At 71.4% G+C, this 15,712-nt stretch carries 11 protein-coding genes; 3 read left to right on the top strand and 8 right to left on the bottom strand.

What is annotated here, in order from left to right:
* Positions 1 to 79 precede the first annotated feature (79 nt).
* From ABXJ52_RS27450 to ABXJ52_RS27440, 3 genes are all read left to right on the top strand, one after another.
* A complete protein-coding gene (locus ABXJ52_RS27450) occupies positions 80 to 4,780 on the top strand; it encodes an ATP-dependent helicase (RefSeq protein WP_367045332.1) in 4,701 nt (1,566 codons plus the stop codon).
* A 400-nt stretch (positions 4,781 to 5,180) separates the two neighbouring features.
* Positions 5,181 to 5,981: a DNA-formamidopyrimidine glycosylase family protein gene (locus ABXJ52_RS27445; RefSeq protein ID WP_367045330.1), complete on the top strand. Its 801-nt coding sequence runs from the start codon at positions 5,181 to 5,183 to the stop codon at positions 5,979 to 5,981.
* Between the two features lie 87 nt (positions 5,982 to 6,068).
* On the top strand, positions 6,069 to 6,911 hold the full coding sequence (locus ABXJ52_RS27440) for an SDR family NAD(P)-dependent oxidoreductase (RefSeq protein WP_367045329.1): 843 nt from the start codon (positions 6,069 to 6,071) through the stop codon (positions 6,909 to 6,911).
* Between the two features lie 121 nt (positions 6,912 to 7,032).
* Here the strand turns inward: ABXJ52_RS27440 and ABXJ52_RS27435 are convergent, their stop codons facing one another.
* The 8 genes from ABXJ52_RS27435 to ABXJ52_RS27400 form a co-directional block, all read right to left on the bottom strand.
* Positions 7,033 to 7,404, bottom strand: a complete 372-nt coding sequence (locus ABXJ52_RS27435; RefSeq protein ID WP_367045327.1) for a hypothetical protein — start codon at positions 7,402 to 7,404, stop codon at positions 7,033 to 7,035.
* A 254-nt stretch (positions 7,405 to 7,658) separates the two neighbouring features.
* Positions 7,659 to 8,129 carry a DNA starvation/stationary phase protection protein gene (locus tag ABXJ52_RS27430; RefSeq protein WP_367045326.1) on the bottom strand — a complete coding sequence of 157 codons (471 nt, stop codon included), beginning with the start codon at positions 8,127 to 8,129 and terminating at the stop codon, positions 7,659 to 7,661.
* A 281-nt stretch (positions 8,130 to 8,410) separates the two neighbouring features.
* A complete protein-coding gene (locus ABXJ52_RS27425) occupies positions 8,411 to 8,785 on the bottom strand; it encodes a helix-turn-helix transcriptional regulator (protein WP_160507571.1) in 375 nt (124 codons plus the stop codon).
* 109 nt (positions 8,786 to 8,894) lie between these two features.
* A complete protein-coding gene (locus ABXJ52_RS27420; protein ID WP_367045325.1) occupies positions 8,895 to 9,479 on the bottom strand; it encodes a CinA family protein in 585 nt (194 codons plus the stop codon).
* Positions 9,476 to 10,240: a CDP-diacylglycerol--glycerol-3-phosphate 3-phosphatidyltransferase gene (pgsA, locus tag ABXJ52_RS27415; protein ID WP_367045323.1), complete on the bottom strand. Its 765-nt coding sequence runs from the start codon at positions 10,238 to 10,240 to the stop codon at positions 9,476 to 9,478. Before pgsA ends, ABXJ52_RS27420 begins: the two co-directional genes overlap by 4 nt.
* Positions 10,237 to 11,730, bottom strand: a complete 1,494-nt coding sequence (gene rimO, locus ABXJ52_RS27410; RefSeq protein ID WP_367045322.1) for a 30S ribosomal protein S12 methylthiotransferase RimO — start codon at positions 11,728 to 11,730, stop codon at positions 10,237 to 10,239. Before rimO ends, pgsA begins: the two co-directional genes overlap by 4 nt.
* Positions 11,731 to 11,796: 66 nt before the next feature.
* Positions 11,797 to 12,684 (bottom strand): RodZ domain-containing protein, encoded by an 888-nt coding sequence (locus ABXJ52_RS27405; protein WP_367045320.1) that lies wholly within the window; start codon positions 12,682 to 12,684, stop codon positions 11,797 to 11,799.
* A gap of 197 nt (positions 12,685 to 12,881) precedes the next feature.
* On the bottom strand, positions 12,882 to 15,677 hold the full coding sequence (locus ABXJ52_RS27400; protein ID WP_367045319.1) for a DNA translocase FtsK: 2,796 nt from the start codon (positions 15,675 to 15,677) through the stop codon (positions 12,882 to 12,884).
* Between the last annotated feature and the right edge of the window lie 35 nt (positions 15,678 to 15,712).

Here is a 15,712-nt window from a genome sequence, read left to right as displayed (position 1 = left end):
GACCCCATTCTGCGACAGCCACGCGAACCCTTCTCCGCAGGTCGGCGCCGTTGTCAGTGGCGGGGTGCACGATGGGGTCATGGTCAGGTCCGCATCCAGTGCTCCCGGCGCCCCCGGCGCCCTTGACGGGTTCTCCCCCGCGACCCGCAGCTGGTTCACGGGGGCTTTCTCCGCGCCCACGTCCGCGCAGGCCGGGGCGTGGCGGGCCATCGGTGAGGGCTCGGACGTGCTGGTCGTCGCGCCCACCGGCTCGGGCAAGACGCTGGCCGCTTTCCTCGCCGCCCTCGACCAGCTGGCCTCGACCCCGCCGCCCGCCGACCCCAAGAAGCGCTGCCGCGTGCTGTACGTGTCTCCGCTGAAGGCCCTCGCGGTCGATGTCGAGCGCAATCTGCGCAGCCCACTGACCGGCATCCGTCAGGAGTCCGTGCGCCTCGGGCTCCCCGAGCCCGAGGTGCGGGTCGGTATCCGCTCGGGTGACACGCCGCCCGCCGAGCGGCGCTCCATCGCCACGCGCCCGCCGGACATCCTGATCACCACCCCCGAGTCACTTTTCCTGATGCTCACCTCCGCCGCGCGGGACGCGCTGGCCGGCATCGAGACGGTGATCCTGGACGAGGTGCACGCCGTCGCGGGCACCAAGCGCGGCGCCCATCTCGCCCTCTCCCTGGAGCGGCTCGACGAGTTGCTGCCCCGGCCGGCCCGCCGCATCGGCCTGTCGGCGACCGTCCGTCCGGTGGACGAGGTGGCGCGCTATCTGTCCCCGCAGCGCAGGGTGGAGATCGTCCAGCCGCCGTCCGGCAAGGAGTTCGACCTGTCCGTGGTCGTGCCGGTCGAGGATCTCGGGGAGTTGGGCGGCTCGCCAGTTGCGGACAACGACCAGGGCGCGGAGCGTCCCTCGATCTGGCCGCACGTCGAGGAGCGCATCACCGACCTCGTCCAGGCGCACCGCTCGACCATCGTGTTCGCCAACTCACGCCGTCTCGCGGAGCGTCTGTGCAACAGGCTCAACGAGATCGCGTACGAACGCGCGACGGGAGAGCCCCTCCCCGAGGACCACTCCCCCGCGGAGCTGATGGCCGAGGCGGGCGCGGCCAAGGGCGCCCCGCCTGTCCTCGCCCGGGCCCACCACGGCTCGGTCTCCAAGGAACAGCGCGCGCTCGTCGAGGAGGACCTGAAGGCCGGTCGTCTGCCGGCGGTCGTCGCCACCTCCAGCCTGGAGCTCGGCATCGACATGGGCGCGGTCGACCTGGTGGTCCAGGTCGAGTCACCGCCCTCCGTGGCCTCCGGCCTGCAGCGGGTCGGCCGGGCGGGGCACCAGGTGGGCGCGGTCTCCACCGGCGTCGTCTTCCCCAAGTACCGAGGGGACCTGGTGCAGGCCGCCGTGGTCACCGAGCGGATGCGGACCGGCTCCATCGAGTCGCTGCGCATCCCGGCCAACCCCCTGGACGTGCTTGCCCAGCAGCTCGTCGCGACGGTCTCCCTGGACACCTGGCAGGTCGACGACCTGCTCGCCCTGGTCCGCCGGGCCGCCTCCTTCGCCTCGCTCCCCGAGTCGGCGTTCACGGCCGTCCTGGACATGCTCGCTGGACGCTATCCGTCGGACGCCTTCGCGGAGTTGCGCCCCCGGGTGGTGTGGGACCGCGTCGCCGGCACCGTCACCGGGCGGCCGGGAGCGCAGCGCCTCGCGGTCACCTCCGGGGGCACGATCCCGGACCGCGGCCTCTTCGGGGTCTTCCTCGCCGGCGCCGACCCCAAGAAGGGCGGCGGCCGCGTCGGAGAGCTCGACGAAGAGATGGTCTACGAATCCAGGGTGGGCGATGTCTTCACGCTCGGCACCAGTTCCTGGCGCATCGAGGACATCACACGCGACCGCGTGCTCGTCTCCCCCGCTCCCGGCGTCCCGGGCCGGCTCCCCTTCTGGAAGGGCGACCAACTGGGCCGCCCGCTCGAACTGGGCCGTGCGGTGGGCGCGTTCCTCCGGGAGGTCGGCTCCCTCTCGCGTGACGACGCGCGCGTGCGCCTGCTGGCCGCGGGCCTGGACGAATGGGCAGCCGACAACGTCCTGACGTACCTCTCCGAACAGCGTGAGGCCTGCGGCCACATCCCGGACGACCGCACGATCGTGGTCGAGCGCTTCCGCGACGAGCTGGGCGACTGGCGGGTCGTGGTGCACTCCCCGTTCGGCGCGCAGGTGCACGCCCCCTGGGCCCTGGCCCTCGCCTCAAGGCTGACCGAGCGGTACGGCATGGACGCCCAGGTGATGCACGCCGACGACGGCATCGTGCTGCGGCTGCCGGACGCCGACCTGATGAGCCTGGACCTCCTCGACCAGGAACCCAACGACCGCCCCCTGGAGTACGACAGCGAGCAGGCCCCCGTAGGCGCGGGAGACGTCGCCTTCGACAAGGGCGAGGTCAATCAGATCGTCACCGACCAGGTGGGCGGCTCGGCCCTGTTCGCCTCGCGCTTCCGAGAGTGCGCCGCCCGCGCGTTGCTGCTGCCGCGCCGCAGCCCGGGAAAGCGCACGCCCCTCTGGCAGCAGCGCCAGCGCGCCGCACAACTGCTCCAGGTGGCAAGCGAGTTCGGATCGTTCCCCATCGTCCTGGAGGCGGTCAGGGAGTGCCTCCAGGACGTTTTCGACGTCCCCGGCCTCACGGAACTCATGGGCGACATCGAGTCCCGCAAGGTCCGGCTCGTCGAGATCACCACCCCCGAACCGTCCCCGTTCGCCCGCTCACTCCTGTTCGGGTACGTGGCTCAGTTCCTGTACGAGGGTGACTCGCCGCTCGCCGAGCGGCGCGCGGCGGCCCTCTCCCTGGACTCCCGGCTGCTCTCGGAGCTCCTCGGCCAGGCAGAGCTGCGCGAACTGCTCGACGCTGAAGTCCTCACGGAACTCGAGCAGGAGCTCCAGTGGCGCACGGAGGACCGCCGCATCAAGGACGCCGAGGGCGTCGCCGACCTGTTGCGCCTTCTCGGGCCGCTCACCACCGCCGAGTTGGCCGAGCGCGGCGCCGAGCCGGAGTGGGCGCAGGAGCTGGCCTCCGCCCGCCGCGCGATCAGCGTCCGCATCGCGGGGGCCGACCACTGGGCGGCGATCGAGGACGCGGGGCGGCTGCGCGACGCGCTGGGCACCGCCCTGCCGGTCGGTGTCCCGGAGGCGTTCATGGAGCCGGTGAAGGACCCCCTAGGCGACCTCGTCGCGCGGTACGCCCGCACGCACGGCCCGTTCACCTCGGCGACGGCGGCAGCCCGCTTCGGCCTCGGCGTCGCGGTCACGGAGGGTGCGCTGCAGCGCCTTGCCGCCAACGGACGTGTCGTACAGGGCGAGTTCCATCCGGCGGGCATCGGCCAGGAGTGGTGCGACGCGGCCGTCCTGCGCCGGCTGCGCCGCCGCTCACTCGCGGCCCTCCGGCACGAGCTCGAGCCGGTGCCGCCGGCCGCGCTCGCCCAGTTCCTGCCGCAGTGGCAGAACTTGAGCGGGCACGGACTGCGGGGCGTGGACGGGCTCGTGCGGGCCATCGAGCAGTTGCAGGGGGCGACCGTGCCCGCGTCCGCGCTGGAAAAGCTCGTCCTGCCCTCGCGCGTCTCCGGGTACGCACCGGCGATGCTCGACGAACTCACCGCCGCCGGAGAGGTGGTGTGGGCCGGGGCCGGGGCCCTCCCCGGCAAGGACGGCTGGGTCTCCCTGTACCTGGCCGACGCCGCGCCCCTGCTCCTGCCGCAGCCGCATCCGCTGGAGCTCACCGCACTCCACCAGTCGGTCCTCGACACGCTCTCCGGAGGGTACGGCCTCTTCTTCCGCCAGATCGCCGACCAAGTACGCGCCACGACCCACCCCGAAGCCTCGGACCCCCAACTGGCCGACGCCATCTGGGATCTGGCCTGGTCCGGACGGCTCACGAACGACACCCTCGCCCCGATGCGCTCCCTCCTCGGCTCGGGCCGCACCGCGGGATCCACGGCCCACCGCGCCAAGCGCACCATGCCGCGCGGACGCTATGGCTCACTGACGGGCGCCGCCCGCCCCATGGCGTCGCGTACGGGCCCGCCGACAGCGGCGGGCCGCTGGTCACTGCTCCCCGCCCACGAACCCGACCCCACCCTTCGCGCCCACGCCCTGGCCCGCACCCTCCTGGACCGGCACGGCGTGGTCACCCGTGGGGCGGTCGCCGCCGAAGGCGTCGAGGGCGGCTTCTCAGCGACGTACCGCGTCCTGTCCGCCTTCGAGGACAGCGGTCAGGCGCGGCGCGGCTATGTGGTCGAGGGCCTCGGCGCCGCCCAGTTCGCCATGGACGGCGCGGTGGACCGGCTGCGCGCGGCGGCGAACGCCCGTGACCGCGCCGACAGTTCACCGGCCGCCATGAACTACTCCCCACGCCCCTCGGACACCCAGGTCCTTGTCCTGGCCGCCGCCGACCCGGCCAACGCCTACGGGGCCGCACTCCCCTGGCCCGATCCGCCCACCGACGCGGGGCACAAGCCGGGCCGCAAGGCAGGCTCCCTGGTCGTCCTCGTCGACGGCGAACTGACCCTTTACATGGAACGCGGCGGCAAGACCCTGCTGGCCTGGCCCGTGACCACGGACGACACCCCGGCCACGGAGGACGCCCGGCTGCACGCGGCCGCCGAGGCCCTCGCCGGGGCGGCCCGAGCGGGCTCACTCGGCACGGTGACGGTCGAGCGCGTCAACGGCGGCTCCGCCCTGACCTCCCCCTTCGCCCCCCTCCTGGAAGGAGCAGGCTTCCACGCCACCCCTCGGGGCCTACGCCTGCGCGCCTAGCCCACGCCTCCCCACCTGCCGCGCGCCCCTCGGCTCCGGGCTCCGGCCACGGCTCCGGGCTCCGGGCTCGGGCCACGGCTCCGGGCTCCGGGCTCGGGCTCCGGCCACGGCTCTGGGCTCGGGCTCCCGGCTCCCGGCTCCCGGCTCCCGGCTGGGGACAACCACACCACGCCTCACGCCGCCAACCCACCTCCGGCCACCTCAGCCCAGCCAACTTCAGCCCTGTCATGTCAGCCCGGACCAGCACCGCCACCACCTCAGCCCAGGCCCCCTCAGCCTTGCTCAGCCCGGCCCACCTCAGCCCAGCCCCGCTCAGCCCAGCCCACCTCAGCCACCTCACCCCACTCCCCCCACAGCCAACCCCCACACCACCCCACCCCCGACATGCCACCCTGGACCCATGCCCGAAGGCGACACCGTTCACCAGGCAGCCCGGCGTCTGCACAAAGCCCTCGCCGGGCGCACCGTCACGCGCTCCGACCTCCGCGTCCCGAAGCTCGCGACCGTAGACCTCACCGGGCGCACCGTCCTGGACGTCACCCCGCGCGGCAAGCACCTCCTCACCCGCTTCGAGGGCGGGCTCACCCTGCACTCGCATCTCCGCATGGACGGTTCCTGGAAGGTGTACGACCCCGGCGAGCGCTGGAGAGGCGGCCCCGGGCACCAAATCAGGGCGATCCTGGGCACCGCCGAGCGCACCGCCGTCGGCTACCGCCTGCCCGTGCTCGAACTCCTCCGCACCGCCGACGAGGACAAGGCCGTGGGTCACCTCGGCCCCGACCTCCTGGGCCCTGACTGGGACCCCGAGCAGGCCCTCACCAACCTCCTGGCGACTCCCGAACGCGCGCTTGGCGAAGCTCTGCTCGACCAGCGCAATCTCGCGGGTATCGGCAACGTCTTCAAGAGCGAGCTCTGCTTCCTCCTGGGCGTCACCCCCTGGCTCCCCGTGGGCGAGCTCCCCACCGAGACGGCCTCCCGCGTCCCCGCCCTCGCCAAGAAGCTCCTGGAAGCCAACCGCGACCGCCCGGCGCGCACCACCACGGGCCGCGACAGCGCGGGCCTGCGCCTGTACGTCTACGGCCGCAAGCCCCGCCCCTGCCTGCGCTGCGGCACCCCCATCCGCCTGGCCGAGCAGGGCGACGGCTCCCGTAGCCGCCCCACGTACTGGTGCCCCTCCTGCCAACAGGGCCCCACCCCCTGACCCCCGACCCACCCCCGCACCCATCCACACTCACCCGCCCCCACTTACCAGTTGACGCCCCGTCAGATCCGCCCGTACCGTCCCGTCATGCCCCTAACGGCGTACGACCTCAGCGGACGCACCGCATTCGTCACCGGCGCGGCCAGCGGCATAGGCCGGGCCTCGGCCGTACTCCTCGCGGAAGCAGGCGCCACCGTCCACTGCGCCGACCGCGATACGCAGGGACTTCACGAGACGGCCACGCTCATCAAGGCCGCGGGCGGTACCGCGCACACGCATTCCGTGGACGTCGCGGACAGGGCCCAGGTCGACCGAGCCGTCGCGACCGCCACCGCCACTGCCCCCAGCGGCCGCCTGGACGTCATGGCCGCCATCGCCGGAATCATGCACAGCAGCCCGGTCCTGGAGACCCGCGACGAGGATCTCGACCGGGTCCTGAACATCAACTTCAAGGGCGTGCTCTACGCCTGTCAGGCCGCGGCCCGCACGATGATCGCGGCGAACGCCGACGGAGCCGACACCACCCGCCGCCTCGAAGAGTCACCCCGCTCCAGCCCCACCCGCCCCTCCGGCAGCATCATCACCATGGCCTCGGGCGCCGTGGACACCGGCGGCCCCGGCCTCCTCTGCTACGGCGCGGCGAAAGCCGCCGTCGTCCAGCTCACAAAGACCCTCGCCACCGAGGTGGGCCCCCACGGCATCCGCGTCAACGCCGTCGCACCCGGCTGGATCCGCACCCCCATGACCGACCGCCACGACGCCGACGCCCAGGCGCACACCGAGGGGCTCATGGTCCGCATGTCCCCCCTGGGCCGCGTCGGCGAACCGGAAGACATCGCTCACACCGTCCTGCACCTGGCATCCGACGCCTCAGCCTTCACGACGGGCCAGATCCTCCGCCCGAACGGCGGCGTCGCCATGCCTTGGTAACAGCTCCGACGACGCTCCGGACAGCAGCCCGCCCGCGCGCCCACCGCACCACCGCCCGCCATGCCACACCCCACCGCGCGGCCGCCCACCGTCCTGCACCTGGCATCCGACGCCTCAGCCTTCACGACAGGCCAGATCCTCCGCCCGAACGGCGGCGCCATGCCTTGGTAACACCTCCGACGACGCCCCGGGCAACAGCCCCGCCCACGCGCCCATCGCGCCACCACCCACCGCCCAACCCCCCACTGTCCAATCGCCCACCGTCCTGCCGCCGGGCGGCAGCCCGGGCGGCCCGCGCCTTGGCCCGGGCCGCCCCCACCGCCCGGGACTGCGGCACACAGTGCACCGGCAGCAGGCTCAACCCCCACCCACCGGCCGCGACAGCCCCCTCCAGAGCTCCCGCTTCGGGCACGAGGGCCAGCCGCAGCACGCCCCACCACCAGAGCGCGCCGAGCGCCAGAGCCGGCGCCCACCGCACGACTCTCCATGCCACGGCCACCACCTCCGCATGAGGCTCGACGCCCGACTCCTGACACCCGAGGCCCGGTCGACGCTAGACGCCCGGCTCCACCGGACGGGAGGGCGCACCCAAGGGCACACGAGGCACGGCCACTGCCCTGATCAATCGTTCACTCGCGTTCCGTTCCCCCCAGCCACTCACGCCCCCCATCCCCGCGGCCAGCAGCCAGCAACCAGCACCCGCACCCCGACCCTCGGCCGCGCCCCGACCTCCGCCGTTCCCCGACCTCAGCCGTTCTCCGCCTGGAACATCCAGTGATGCTTCTCCAGATCGGCCGTGATCCCGATGAAGATGTCCTGGCTCACCGGATCAGCCTCGCCGGTCGCCTCGACCCGCTCCCGCATCCGCGTGATCACCGCACCGAGCGCGTCCACGAGCGTCCCCACCGCGTCGCCGTCCTTGACCCAACCGCCCGCGACCTCGCCGATGCCGCTGCTCCGTGCCACGGTCGCCGCGCGGCCGTCGGGCGAGACGCCGAGCGTGGAGGCCCGCTCGGCCACCGTGTCGGAGTGCGTCCGCGCAGTGTCCACGACCTCGTCGAGCTGCAGATGGACGGAGCGGAAGCGCGCACCGACGACGTTCCAATGGATCTGCTTGGCCACCAGGGAGAGGTCGACCAGATCCACGAGTGCGCCCTGCAACGCGTCCGAGACCGTCTTCAGATCCGCCTCGGACAGAGGGCTCTTCACGACGTACATCCATCCTCCAAAGTTCATGGGATCGCGTGAGCGAAAACCCCCACCAACCATTACACAAATGCACCAATAGGGACATCTCACAGAGGTCTCGCAGGCATCTCAGCCCCGGCCCCAGCCCCACCGCGCGCCCCCTGCCCCCGCCCCCCCGAACGCACGAAAGCCCCGACCGGTCACCCGGCCGGGGCTTCGACACATCTGAACCTGATCTGAGTCAGATCGAAATCAGATCTGACTCAGGTCTAAATCCGAGCGCTCAAACAGCGTGCGCACTCAGCGCAGCATCACGCCGCGACGACATCCACCGCCTCCGCAGGCGCCTTGATCGTCACCCGTTCCGGCGGCACACCGCTCACCGAGACGGAATTGAGCATCGGGCGAACCGGTGCGCGCACCGGTTCCGTAGCCGCTGCCGACGCAGCCAGTTCCGCGAGAGAGAGCTCATCGCTCACCTCACGCATGAGCTCGGACATCCGTACGTCAAGCGCGTCGCAGATCGCGGAAAGCAGCTCGGAGGATGCCTCCTTCTGCCCCCGCTCCACCTCGGAAAGATAGCCGAGCGAGACTCGGGCGGACGAGGAGACTTCGCGCAGAGTACGGCCCTGGCGCTGGCGCTGCCGACGCAGCACGTCACCCAGCAGGCGACGGAGCAGAATCATCGGTGGCTCCCTCCTCGGACCGCGTAGCCGCATCCTTCACGCCCCACCGTACCGCCTCGCGCGGCGGCCGTGCGGGGAGCGATGTCGTGTTCACTCAGGGCTGCAAACATCAAGTCCCCCCGTTCTGTTCCGTATCCTGTGCCCGTCCGTTCCCGGCACGTTCGCCGGACAGCCGCTCGACCAGCAGCGTGAGCACGCTCCGTGCACTCTCCATACGGATGTCCGAACGCTCACCGTTCAACCGCAGCGCGGCCACTTTCCCCTCAGAGCGAAGAGCGGAACCCTCCTCGCCGAACGCGGCCCCAGGCCCCGTGGCCAGGGAATCCGGCCCGACCACCGCCACGAAGACCGTCCCGACCGGCTGACCGTCCTGCGGCTCCGGCCCCGCGACGCCCGTCGTCGCGATCCCCCAGTCCGCGCCCATGACCTTGCGCACACCCGCCGCCATCTGCAGCGCGACCTCGGCGTCCACGGCGCCGCGCTCGGCCAGGAGAGTGCCGTCGACCCCGAGCACCTCGTGCTTCAGCTCGGTCGCGTACGCCGTCACGGACCCCCGGAAGACCTGCGAGGCCCCCGGCACCGCCGTGACCTCCGCGGCCACGAGGCCCCCGGTGAGCGATTCGGCCACGGCGAGCGTCTCGCCCCGCGCCTGAAGGAGCCGCAGCACCTGCGCGGCCGGCCCGAGCGGCGTCACGGAGCCGACTCCCGGGTCCCTTCGCCGGAAGCGGAGGCCGATGCCTCGGCTGCCGCCGCAGCCGCCGCTGCCGCCTCCGCGGCCACGGCTGAGGCCGTCGAGGCCGCCTGGGCCTCCGCGAGCCCCGTGCGCCGCAGCAGAATGGCCTGTCGTACGTAGTCGAGCCCTGTCAGGACGGTCAGGACGACGGCGACCGTCATCACCCAGAACCGCATCGTGGCCAGCGGCCCGGTCAGCGCGAGGACGTACATCCCGGCCGCCGTGCCCTGCCAGAGCGTCTTCATCTTGCCGCCGCGACTGGCCGGAATGACACCGAAGCGGATCACCCAGAACCGAAGCAGCGTGATCCCGAGCTCACGGCCGAGGATCACGCCCGTCACCCACCAGGGCAGGTCGCCGAGGTAGGAGAGACAGATCAGCGCCGCGCCCATGATCGCCTTGTCGGCGATGGGGTCGGCGATCTTCCCGAAGTCCGTGACCAGGTTGTACGTGCGTGCCAGGTGGCCGTCGAACAGGTCGGTGATCATGGCGACGGCGAACGCGGCCCAGGCCCACGCGCGCCACGCCGGGTCGTACCCGCCGTCGGCGAGCAGCAGCATCACGAAGCCGGGCACGAGGATCAGCCGGATCACCGTCAACAAGTTGGCGACGTTCCACACGCTGGCCTGATTGACGGCCGCAGCGCCCAACTTTCCGCCGCGCACCGGCTTGGCGCCCTGCGCGCCGGAGCCGCCCGCGGCGGATGCCGGGACTCCGGTCATCTGCGTGCCTCCTCGGCCGGGATCCGGGGCGAGTCCCCCAGAATTTCGCTGTACTCAGCCACCAGGTCCACGCCTTCCGTGCCGACCACCTTTGCCACGACCATACGGCCGACCTGCAGTCCGTCCCCACCGCTGGCGCCGGTGAAGCGGATCTGGCCGTCCGTCTCGGGCGCCTGGTGCGCCGCCCGGCCGATCGCGCCGTCCTCCTCGTCCACGGCCTCCACCAGCACCTCGACGGTCTCTCCCAGACGCTCGTCGGCGCGCTGCGAGGTCAGTTCCTCGGCGAGCCGTGAGATGCGCGCGAGCCGCTCGTCGACGACGTCCTGATCCAGCTTCCGGTCGTACGTCGCCGCTTCCGTGCCCTCCTCGTCGGAGTACCCGAAGACACCGATGGCGTCCAGTCGCGCACCCGTGAGGAACCGCTCGAGCTCGTCCACGTCGGCCTCGGTCTCGCCGGGGAAGCCCACGATGAAGTTGGACCGCACGCCGGCCTGCGGGGCCTTCGTACGAATGGTGTCCAGGAGCTCGAGGAACCGGTCGGTGTCCCCGAAGCGACGCATCGCCCGCAGCACGCCGGGAGCGGAGTGCTGGAAGGACAGGTCGAAGTAGGGGGCGACCTTCTCCGTGGAGGTCAGTACGTCGATGAGCCCCGGGCGCATCTCGGCGGGCTGCAGGTAGCTCACCCGCACCCGCTCGATCCCGTCGACGGCCGCCAGCTCGGGAAGCAGCGTCTCCAGGAGACGGATGTCACCGAGGTCCTTGCCGTACGAGGTGTTGTTCTCGGAGACGAGCATGACCTCCTTGACGCCCTGCTCGGCCAGCCAGCGGGTCTCGCCGAGCACATCCGAGGGACGCCGCGAGATGAAGGACCCGCGGAAGGAGGGAATGGCGCAGAACGAGCAGCGCCGGTCGCAGCCCGAGGCCAGCTTCACCGAGGCGACGGGGTTGGTGCCCAGGCGCCTGCGCAGCGGGGCACGCGGCCCAGAGGCGGGCGCGACACCCTCGGGCAGGTCCACGGGCGCGTGCCCCGGAAGGGCGACGTCGGAGCCGGCGTCCTGGCGCTCCGCGGGGCTGATCGGAAGCAGCTTGCGCCGGTCACGTGGGGTGTGAGCCTCGACACTGCCGCCGCTGAGGATGGTGTTCAGGCGGGTGGAGATGTCGGAGTAGTCGTCGAAGCCGAGGACACCGTCGGCTTCGGGGAGGGCTTCGGCGAGTTCCTTGCCGTACCGCTCGGCCATACAGCCGACGGCCACGACGGCCTGGGTCTTGCCGTGACCCTTGAGATCATTGGCTTCCAGGAGGGCGTCGACGGAGTCCTTCTTGGCGGCTTCGACGAATCCACAGGTGTTGACTACGGCGACATCCGCGTCTTCGGCGGCCTCGACGAGCTGCCAGCCGTCCGCCTCCAAGCGGCCTGCGAGCTCCTCCGAGTCCACCTCGTTACGGGCGCAGCCAAGAGTGACAAGGGCGACGGTACGGCGTTCGGGCATGGTCTCAAGACTACTTCGTCCCTGCCCGGGCCCCCGCCGCGAGGGTCCGGGCCGCCGTCACCGGGCTCAGCCGACCTCGGGATCGCCCTTGGTGTAGGTGAGCCGCTCGACCTGACCGGGCTCGAACTCGTTCTCGACCGACTTGCCGTTCACGAACAGCTGGATCGCGCCCGCGTCACCGAGGACCAGGTCGATCTTCTGCTTGTCCTGGAAGGTCTTCGACTTGCCCTCTTCGAGGACGCCGTCGAACATCGTCCGGCCGTTGTGGTCCTTGGCCGAGATCCAGCTGCGCCCGTCCGGGGCGCTCACCTTGACCGTGACCTTGTCCTTGGGCGCGCCGGCGATGGCGCTGTCCGAGGGGTCCGGCTTCGGGTCGGCGGGCTTGTTCGGTGCGGGCTTCGTGGCGGGCTTGCTGGTGGCGGGCGCCGCGCCCTCGGCGACCTGCGACTTCGATCCGTCCGACTCGTCCCCGCCGTTGAACGCGGTGAAGCCGACGAAACCGACGACCGCGACGATCGCGGCGACCATGGCGGCGGTCCAGTTGGGACGGCGCGGATCGGACCTGATCCGCTCGGCCTCGAAGAGCGGCGCGGCCGGGGTGGGCGCGGGCGGGCGACCGCCGTGCGCCTCGTCGTACTGGGCCAGCAGAAGGGCGGGGTCGAGGCCCACGTGGCGTGCGAGCGTCCGGATGTGGCCGCGGGCGTACACATCTCCGCCACACCGGGAGAAGTCGTCCTGTTCGATCGCGTGCACGATGGGGATGCGCACCCGAGTGGACGTACTGATTTCGTCGACGGTCAGGCCCGTGTCGATACGTGCCTGCTGCAGCGCGCGCCCGATCGAGGGCCGGTCGTGAGCCGGACTCTCAGCTGCCGGACGGTCGTCGTCGGGCCGGTCGTCTGTGGGTCGGTGGTCTGAAGGGCGGTCGTCTTCAGGGGAGTTGCCGATGGACACGGGGGCGCCTTTCGAGCGTGAAGCCACCTGCCGGATGTTCAGTCTAGGGGGGTTCGCGAAGGGTGGGGCAACTGGGCGACGCACTTTGTACGCCATCGGAATGGCCGGACATCCTGATGGTGGGGGCGGTGGACCATGGTGCTTTCCCTCCGCTCAACTTGACGTATGCCGAAGGGAAACGGTTGCCTGCCGCTCCCTTATGGGTGAGCCTCCCCGCGGATCACGGCCAGCACGCCATCCAGCTCATCGGGTTTCACAAGAACGTCACGAGCCTTTGAGCCTTCGCTGGGTCCCACGATGCCGCGCGACTCCATGAGGTCCATGAGCCGTCCGGCCTTCGCGAAGCCGACGCGCAGCTTGCGCTGGAGCATCGATGTGGACCCGAACTGAGTGGAAACCACCAGCTCAGCGGCCTGGCAGAGCAGATCGAGGTCGTCGCCGATGTCCTCGTCGATCTCCTTCTTCTGCTTGGTGGCGACGGTGACGTCGTCCCGGAAGACGGGCGCCATCTGGTCCTTGCAGTGCTGCACGACCGCGTGGATCTCGTCCTCGGTGACGAAGGCGCCCTGCATTCGGGTGGGCTTGTTCGCCCCCATCGGCAGGAAGAGGCCGTCTCCCTTGCCGATCAGCTTCTCGGCACCCGGTTGGTCGAGGATGACGCGGCTGTCGGCGAGCGACGAGGTCGCGAAGGCGAGCCGCGAGGGCACATTTGCCTTGATCAGACCGGTGACGACATCCACGGAAGGCCGCTGCGTGGCCAGCACCAGATGGATGCCCGCCGCCCGCGCGAGCTGCGTGATGCGCACGATCGAGTCCTCGACGTCGCGCGGGGCGACCATCATCAGGTCGGCGAGCTCGTCGACGATCACCAGGAGGTACGGGTACGGGCTGAGCTCCCGCTCGCTGCCCTCGGGCGTCTTGAGCTTGCCCTCGCGGACGGCCTGGTTGAAGTCGTCGATGTGCCGGTAGCCGAACGCCGCCAGGTCGTCGTAGCGCAGATCCATCTCGCGTACGACCCACTGGAGCGCCTCGGCGGCCCGCTTGGGGTTGGTGATGATCGGCGTGATCAGGTGCGGGATGCCCTCGTACGCGGTGAGCTCGACGCGCTTGGGGTCGACGAGGACCATCCGGACGTCCTCGGGGGTCGCGCGCATCATGATCGACGTGATCAGACAGTTGATGCACGAGGACTTGCCGGAGCCGGTGGCTCCGGCGACCAGGATGTGCGGCATCTTGGCCATGTTGGCCATGACGTAGCCACCCTCGACGTCCTTGCCGAGCGCGACCAGCATCGGGTGGTCGTCCTCGGCCGCGTCCGCCAGACGGAGCACGTCGCCGACGTTGACCATCTCGCGGTCGGTGTTCGGGATCTCGATGCCGACCGCGGACTTGCCGGGGATGGGGCTGATGATGCGGACGTCGGGGCTCGCGACCGCGTACGCGATGTTCTTGGCCAGGGCCGTGATCTTCTCGACCTTCACGGCCGGGCCGAGCTCGATCTCGTACCGCGTGACCGTCGGGCCCCGCGTGAAGCCGGTGACGTCCGCGTCGACCTTGAACTCGCTGAAGACGTTGCTGAGCGAGGCGACGACCGCGTCGTTCGCGGCGCTGCGCGTCTTGCCCGGGCCACCGCGCTCCAACAGGTCGAGCCCGGGCAGCGAGTACGTGATGTCGCCGGCCAGCTGCAGCTGCTCGGCCCGCGGCGGGAGGTCCCGCGGCTGTTCCGGGGCGGCCTTCGTCAGGTCCTTCACGCCGGAGGAGGACACGTCACGCGACTCCCCCGGCTTCTTGCGGAGCACGCCGGGCGGTGGGCCGTCCTTGGCGCGCGCGGTCGGCACCGGAGCGGAGTTCGCGGAGTCGTCAGCGGACTGCTCGGGCTCCTCGGGCCGTTCGTCGCGCTCCCCGGTGACCCCTTGCGTGAGGTCGGCGACCAGCGGCGAGGGCGGCATGCCGTTCAGGACGGCGCCGTCCAGCGCGGCTGCTGCGGCGGCCGCCACGTCCACCGCGTCCATCGGACGGTCCAGAGAGGGCTGTGCGGACCCCCTGCGGGGCCTGCGGCGCCGGGTGAGCGCCTCCTCCTCGGCCTGGTCCGGGGCGTACGCCTCGGGGGCCTGAGCGCGCTTGCGCGAGCGGGCGGGCAGCGCCTCGCGCCACTGCTCCTCGTACCGCTCGTCGTCCGCGTAGTCACCCTGCACCTCTTCGGGTGCCGGCTGGACGATGCCGAGCTTGATGCCGAGCAGCCGCAGCCGCTGCGGGATGGCGTTGACGGGCGTCGCCGTGACCACGAGAAGACCGAAGACGGTGAGCAGGACGAGCAGCGGTACGGCGAGGACCTCGCCCATGGTGAAGATCAGCGGAGTGGACGTGGCCCAGCCGATGAGGCCGCCCGCGTCCCTTATGGCCGCCATGCCGTCCGCGCGGGCCGGCGAACCGCACCCGATGTGCACCTGGCCGAGCACACCGATGACGAGCGCGGACAGGCCGATCACGATGCGGCCGTTGGCCTCGGGCTTCTCGGGGTGCCGGATGAGGCGTACGCCGATGACGGCGAGCAGTATCGGGAGCAGCAGATCGAGGCGGCCGAACGCGCCGGTCACCAGCATCTCGACGAGATCGCCCACGGGACCGCGCAGATTCGACCACGTGCCCGCGGCGACGATCAGCGCGACGCCGAGCAGCAGCAGTGCGACGCCGTCCTTGCGGTGCGCCGGATCGAGTCCCTTGGCGCCGCGCCCTATGCCGCGGAACAGCGCACCGACGCTGTGCGCGAGACCGAGCCAGAGGGCGCGCGCGAGGCGGTACACGCCGCCCGTCGGGCTGGGCGCCGGCTTGGCCACGGGCTTCTTCGCCGCGACTTTCCTGGGAGGCGCCTTCTTCACCGGAGCCCTCTTGGCGGGCGGCTTCTTGGCGACGGCCTTCTTCGCCGGAGCCTTGGTGGGCGCGGCCGCCTTCTTCGCGGGCGTCTTCTTGGCTGCGGACGGACGTGAGGCCATGGGTCTGAGGTTACCGGTGGAGACCACTGCGGACA

The organism is Streptomyces sp. Je 1-332 (genome assembly GCF_040730185.1).
Lineage (GTDB): Bacteria > Actinomycetota > Actinomycetes > Streptomycetales > Streptomycetaceae > Streptomyces.
This window is presented reverse-complemented; position numbering and strand designations above follow the sequence as displayed.

Bases quoted from the DNA above. Each gene is read 5' to 3' on its own strand.
- ABXJ52_RS27425 (WP_160507571.1), bottom strand. From the start codon at position 8,785: ATGATTCTGCTCCGTCGCCTGCTGGGTGACGTGCTGCGTCGGCAGCGC.
- ABXJ52_RS27440 (WP_367045329.1), top strand. From the start codon at position 6,069: ATGCCCCTAACGGCGTACGACCTCAGCGGACGCACCGCATTCGTCACC.
- ABXJ52_RS27445 (WP_367045330.1), top strand. From the start codon at position 5,181: ATGCCCGAAGGCGACACCGTTCACCAGGCAGCCCGGCGTCTGCACAAA.
- ABXJ52_RS27450 (WP_367045332.1), top strand. From the start codon at position 80: ATGGTCAGGTCCGCATCCAGTGCTCCCGGCGCCCCCGGCGCCCTTGAC.
- pgsA (WP_367045323.1), bottom strand. From the start codon at position 10,240: ATGACCGGAGTCCCGGCATCCGCCGCGGGCGGCTCCGGCGCGCAGGGC.
- ABXJ52_RS27400 (WP_367045319.1), bottom strand. From the start codon at position 15,677: ATGGCCTCACGTCCGTCCGCAGCCAAGAAGACGCCCGCGAAGAAGGCG.
- ABXJ52_RS27430 (WP_367045326.1), bottom strand. From the start codon at position 8,129: ATGTACGTCGTGAAGAGCCCTCTGTCCGAGGCGGATCTGAAGACGGTC.
- rimO (WP_367045322.1), bottom strand. From the start codon at position 11,730: ATGCCCGAACGCCGTACCGTCGCCCTTGTCACTCTTGGCTGCGCCCGT.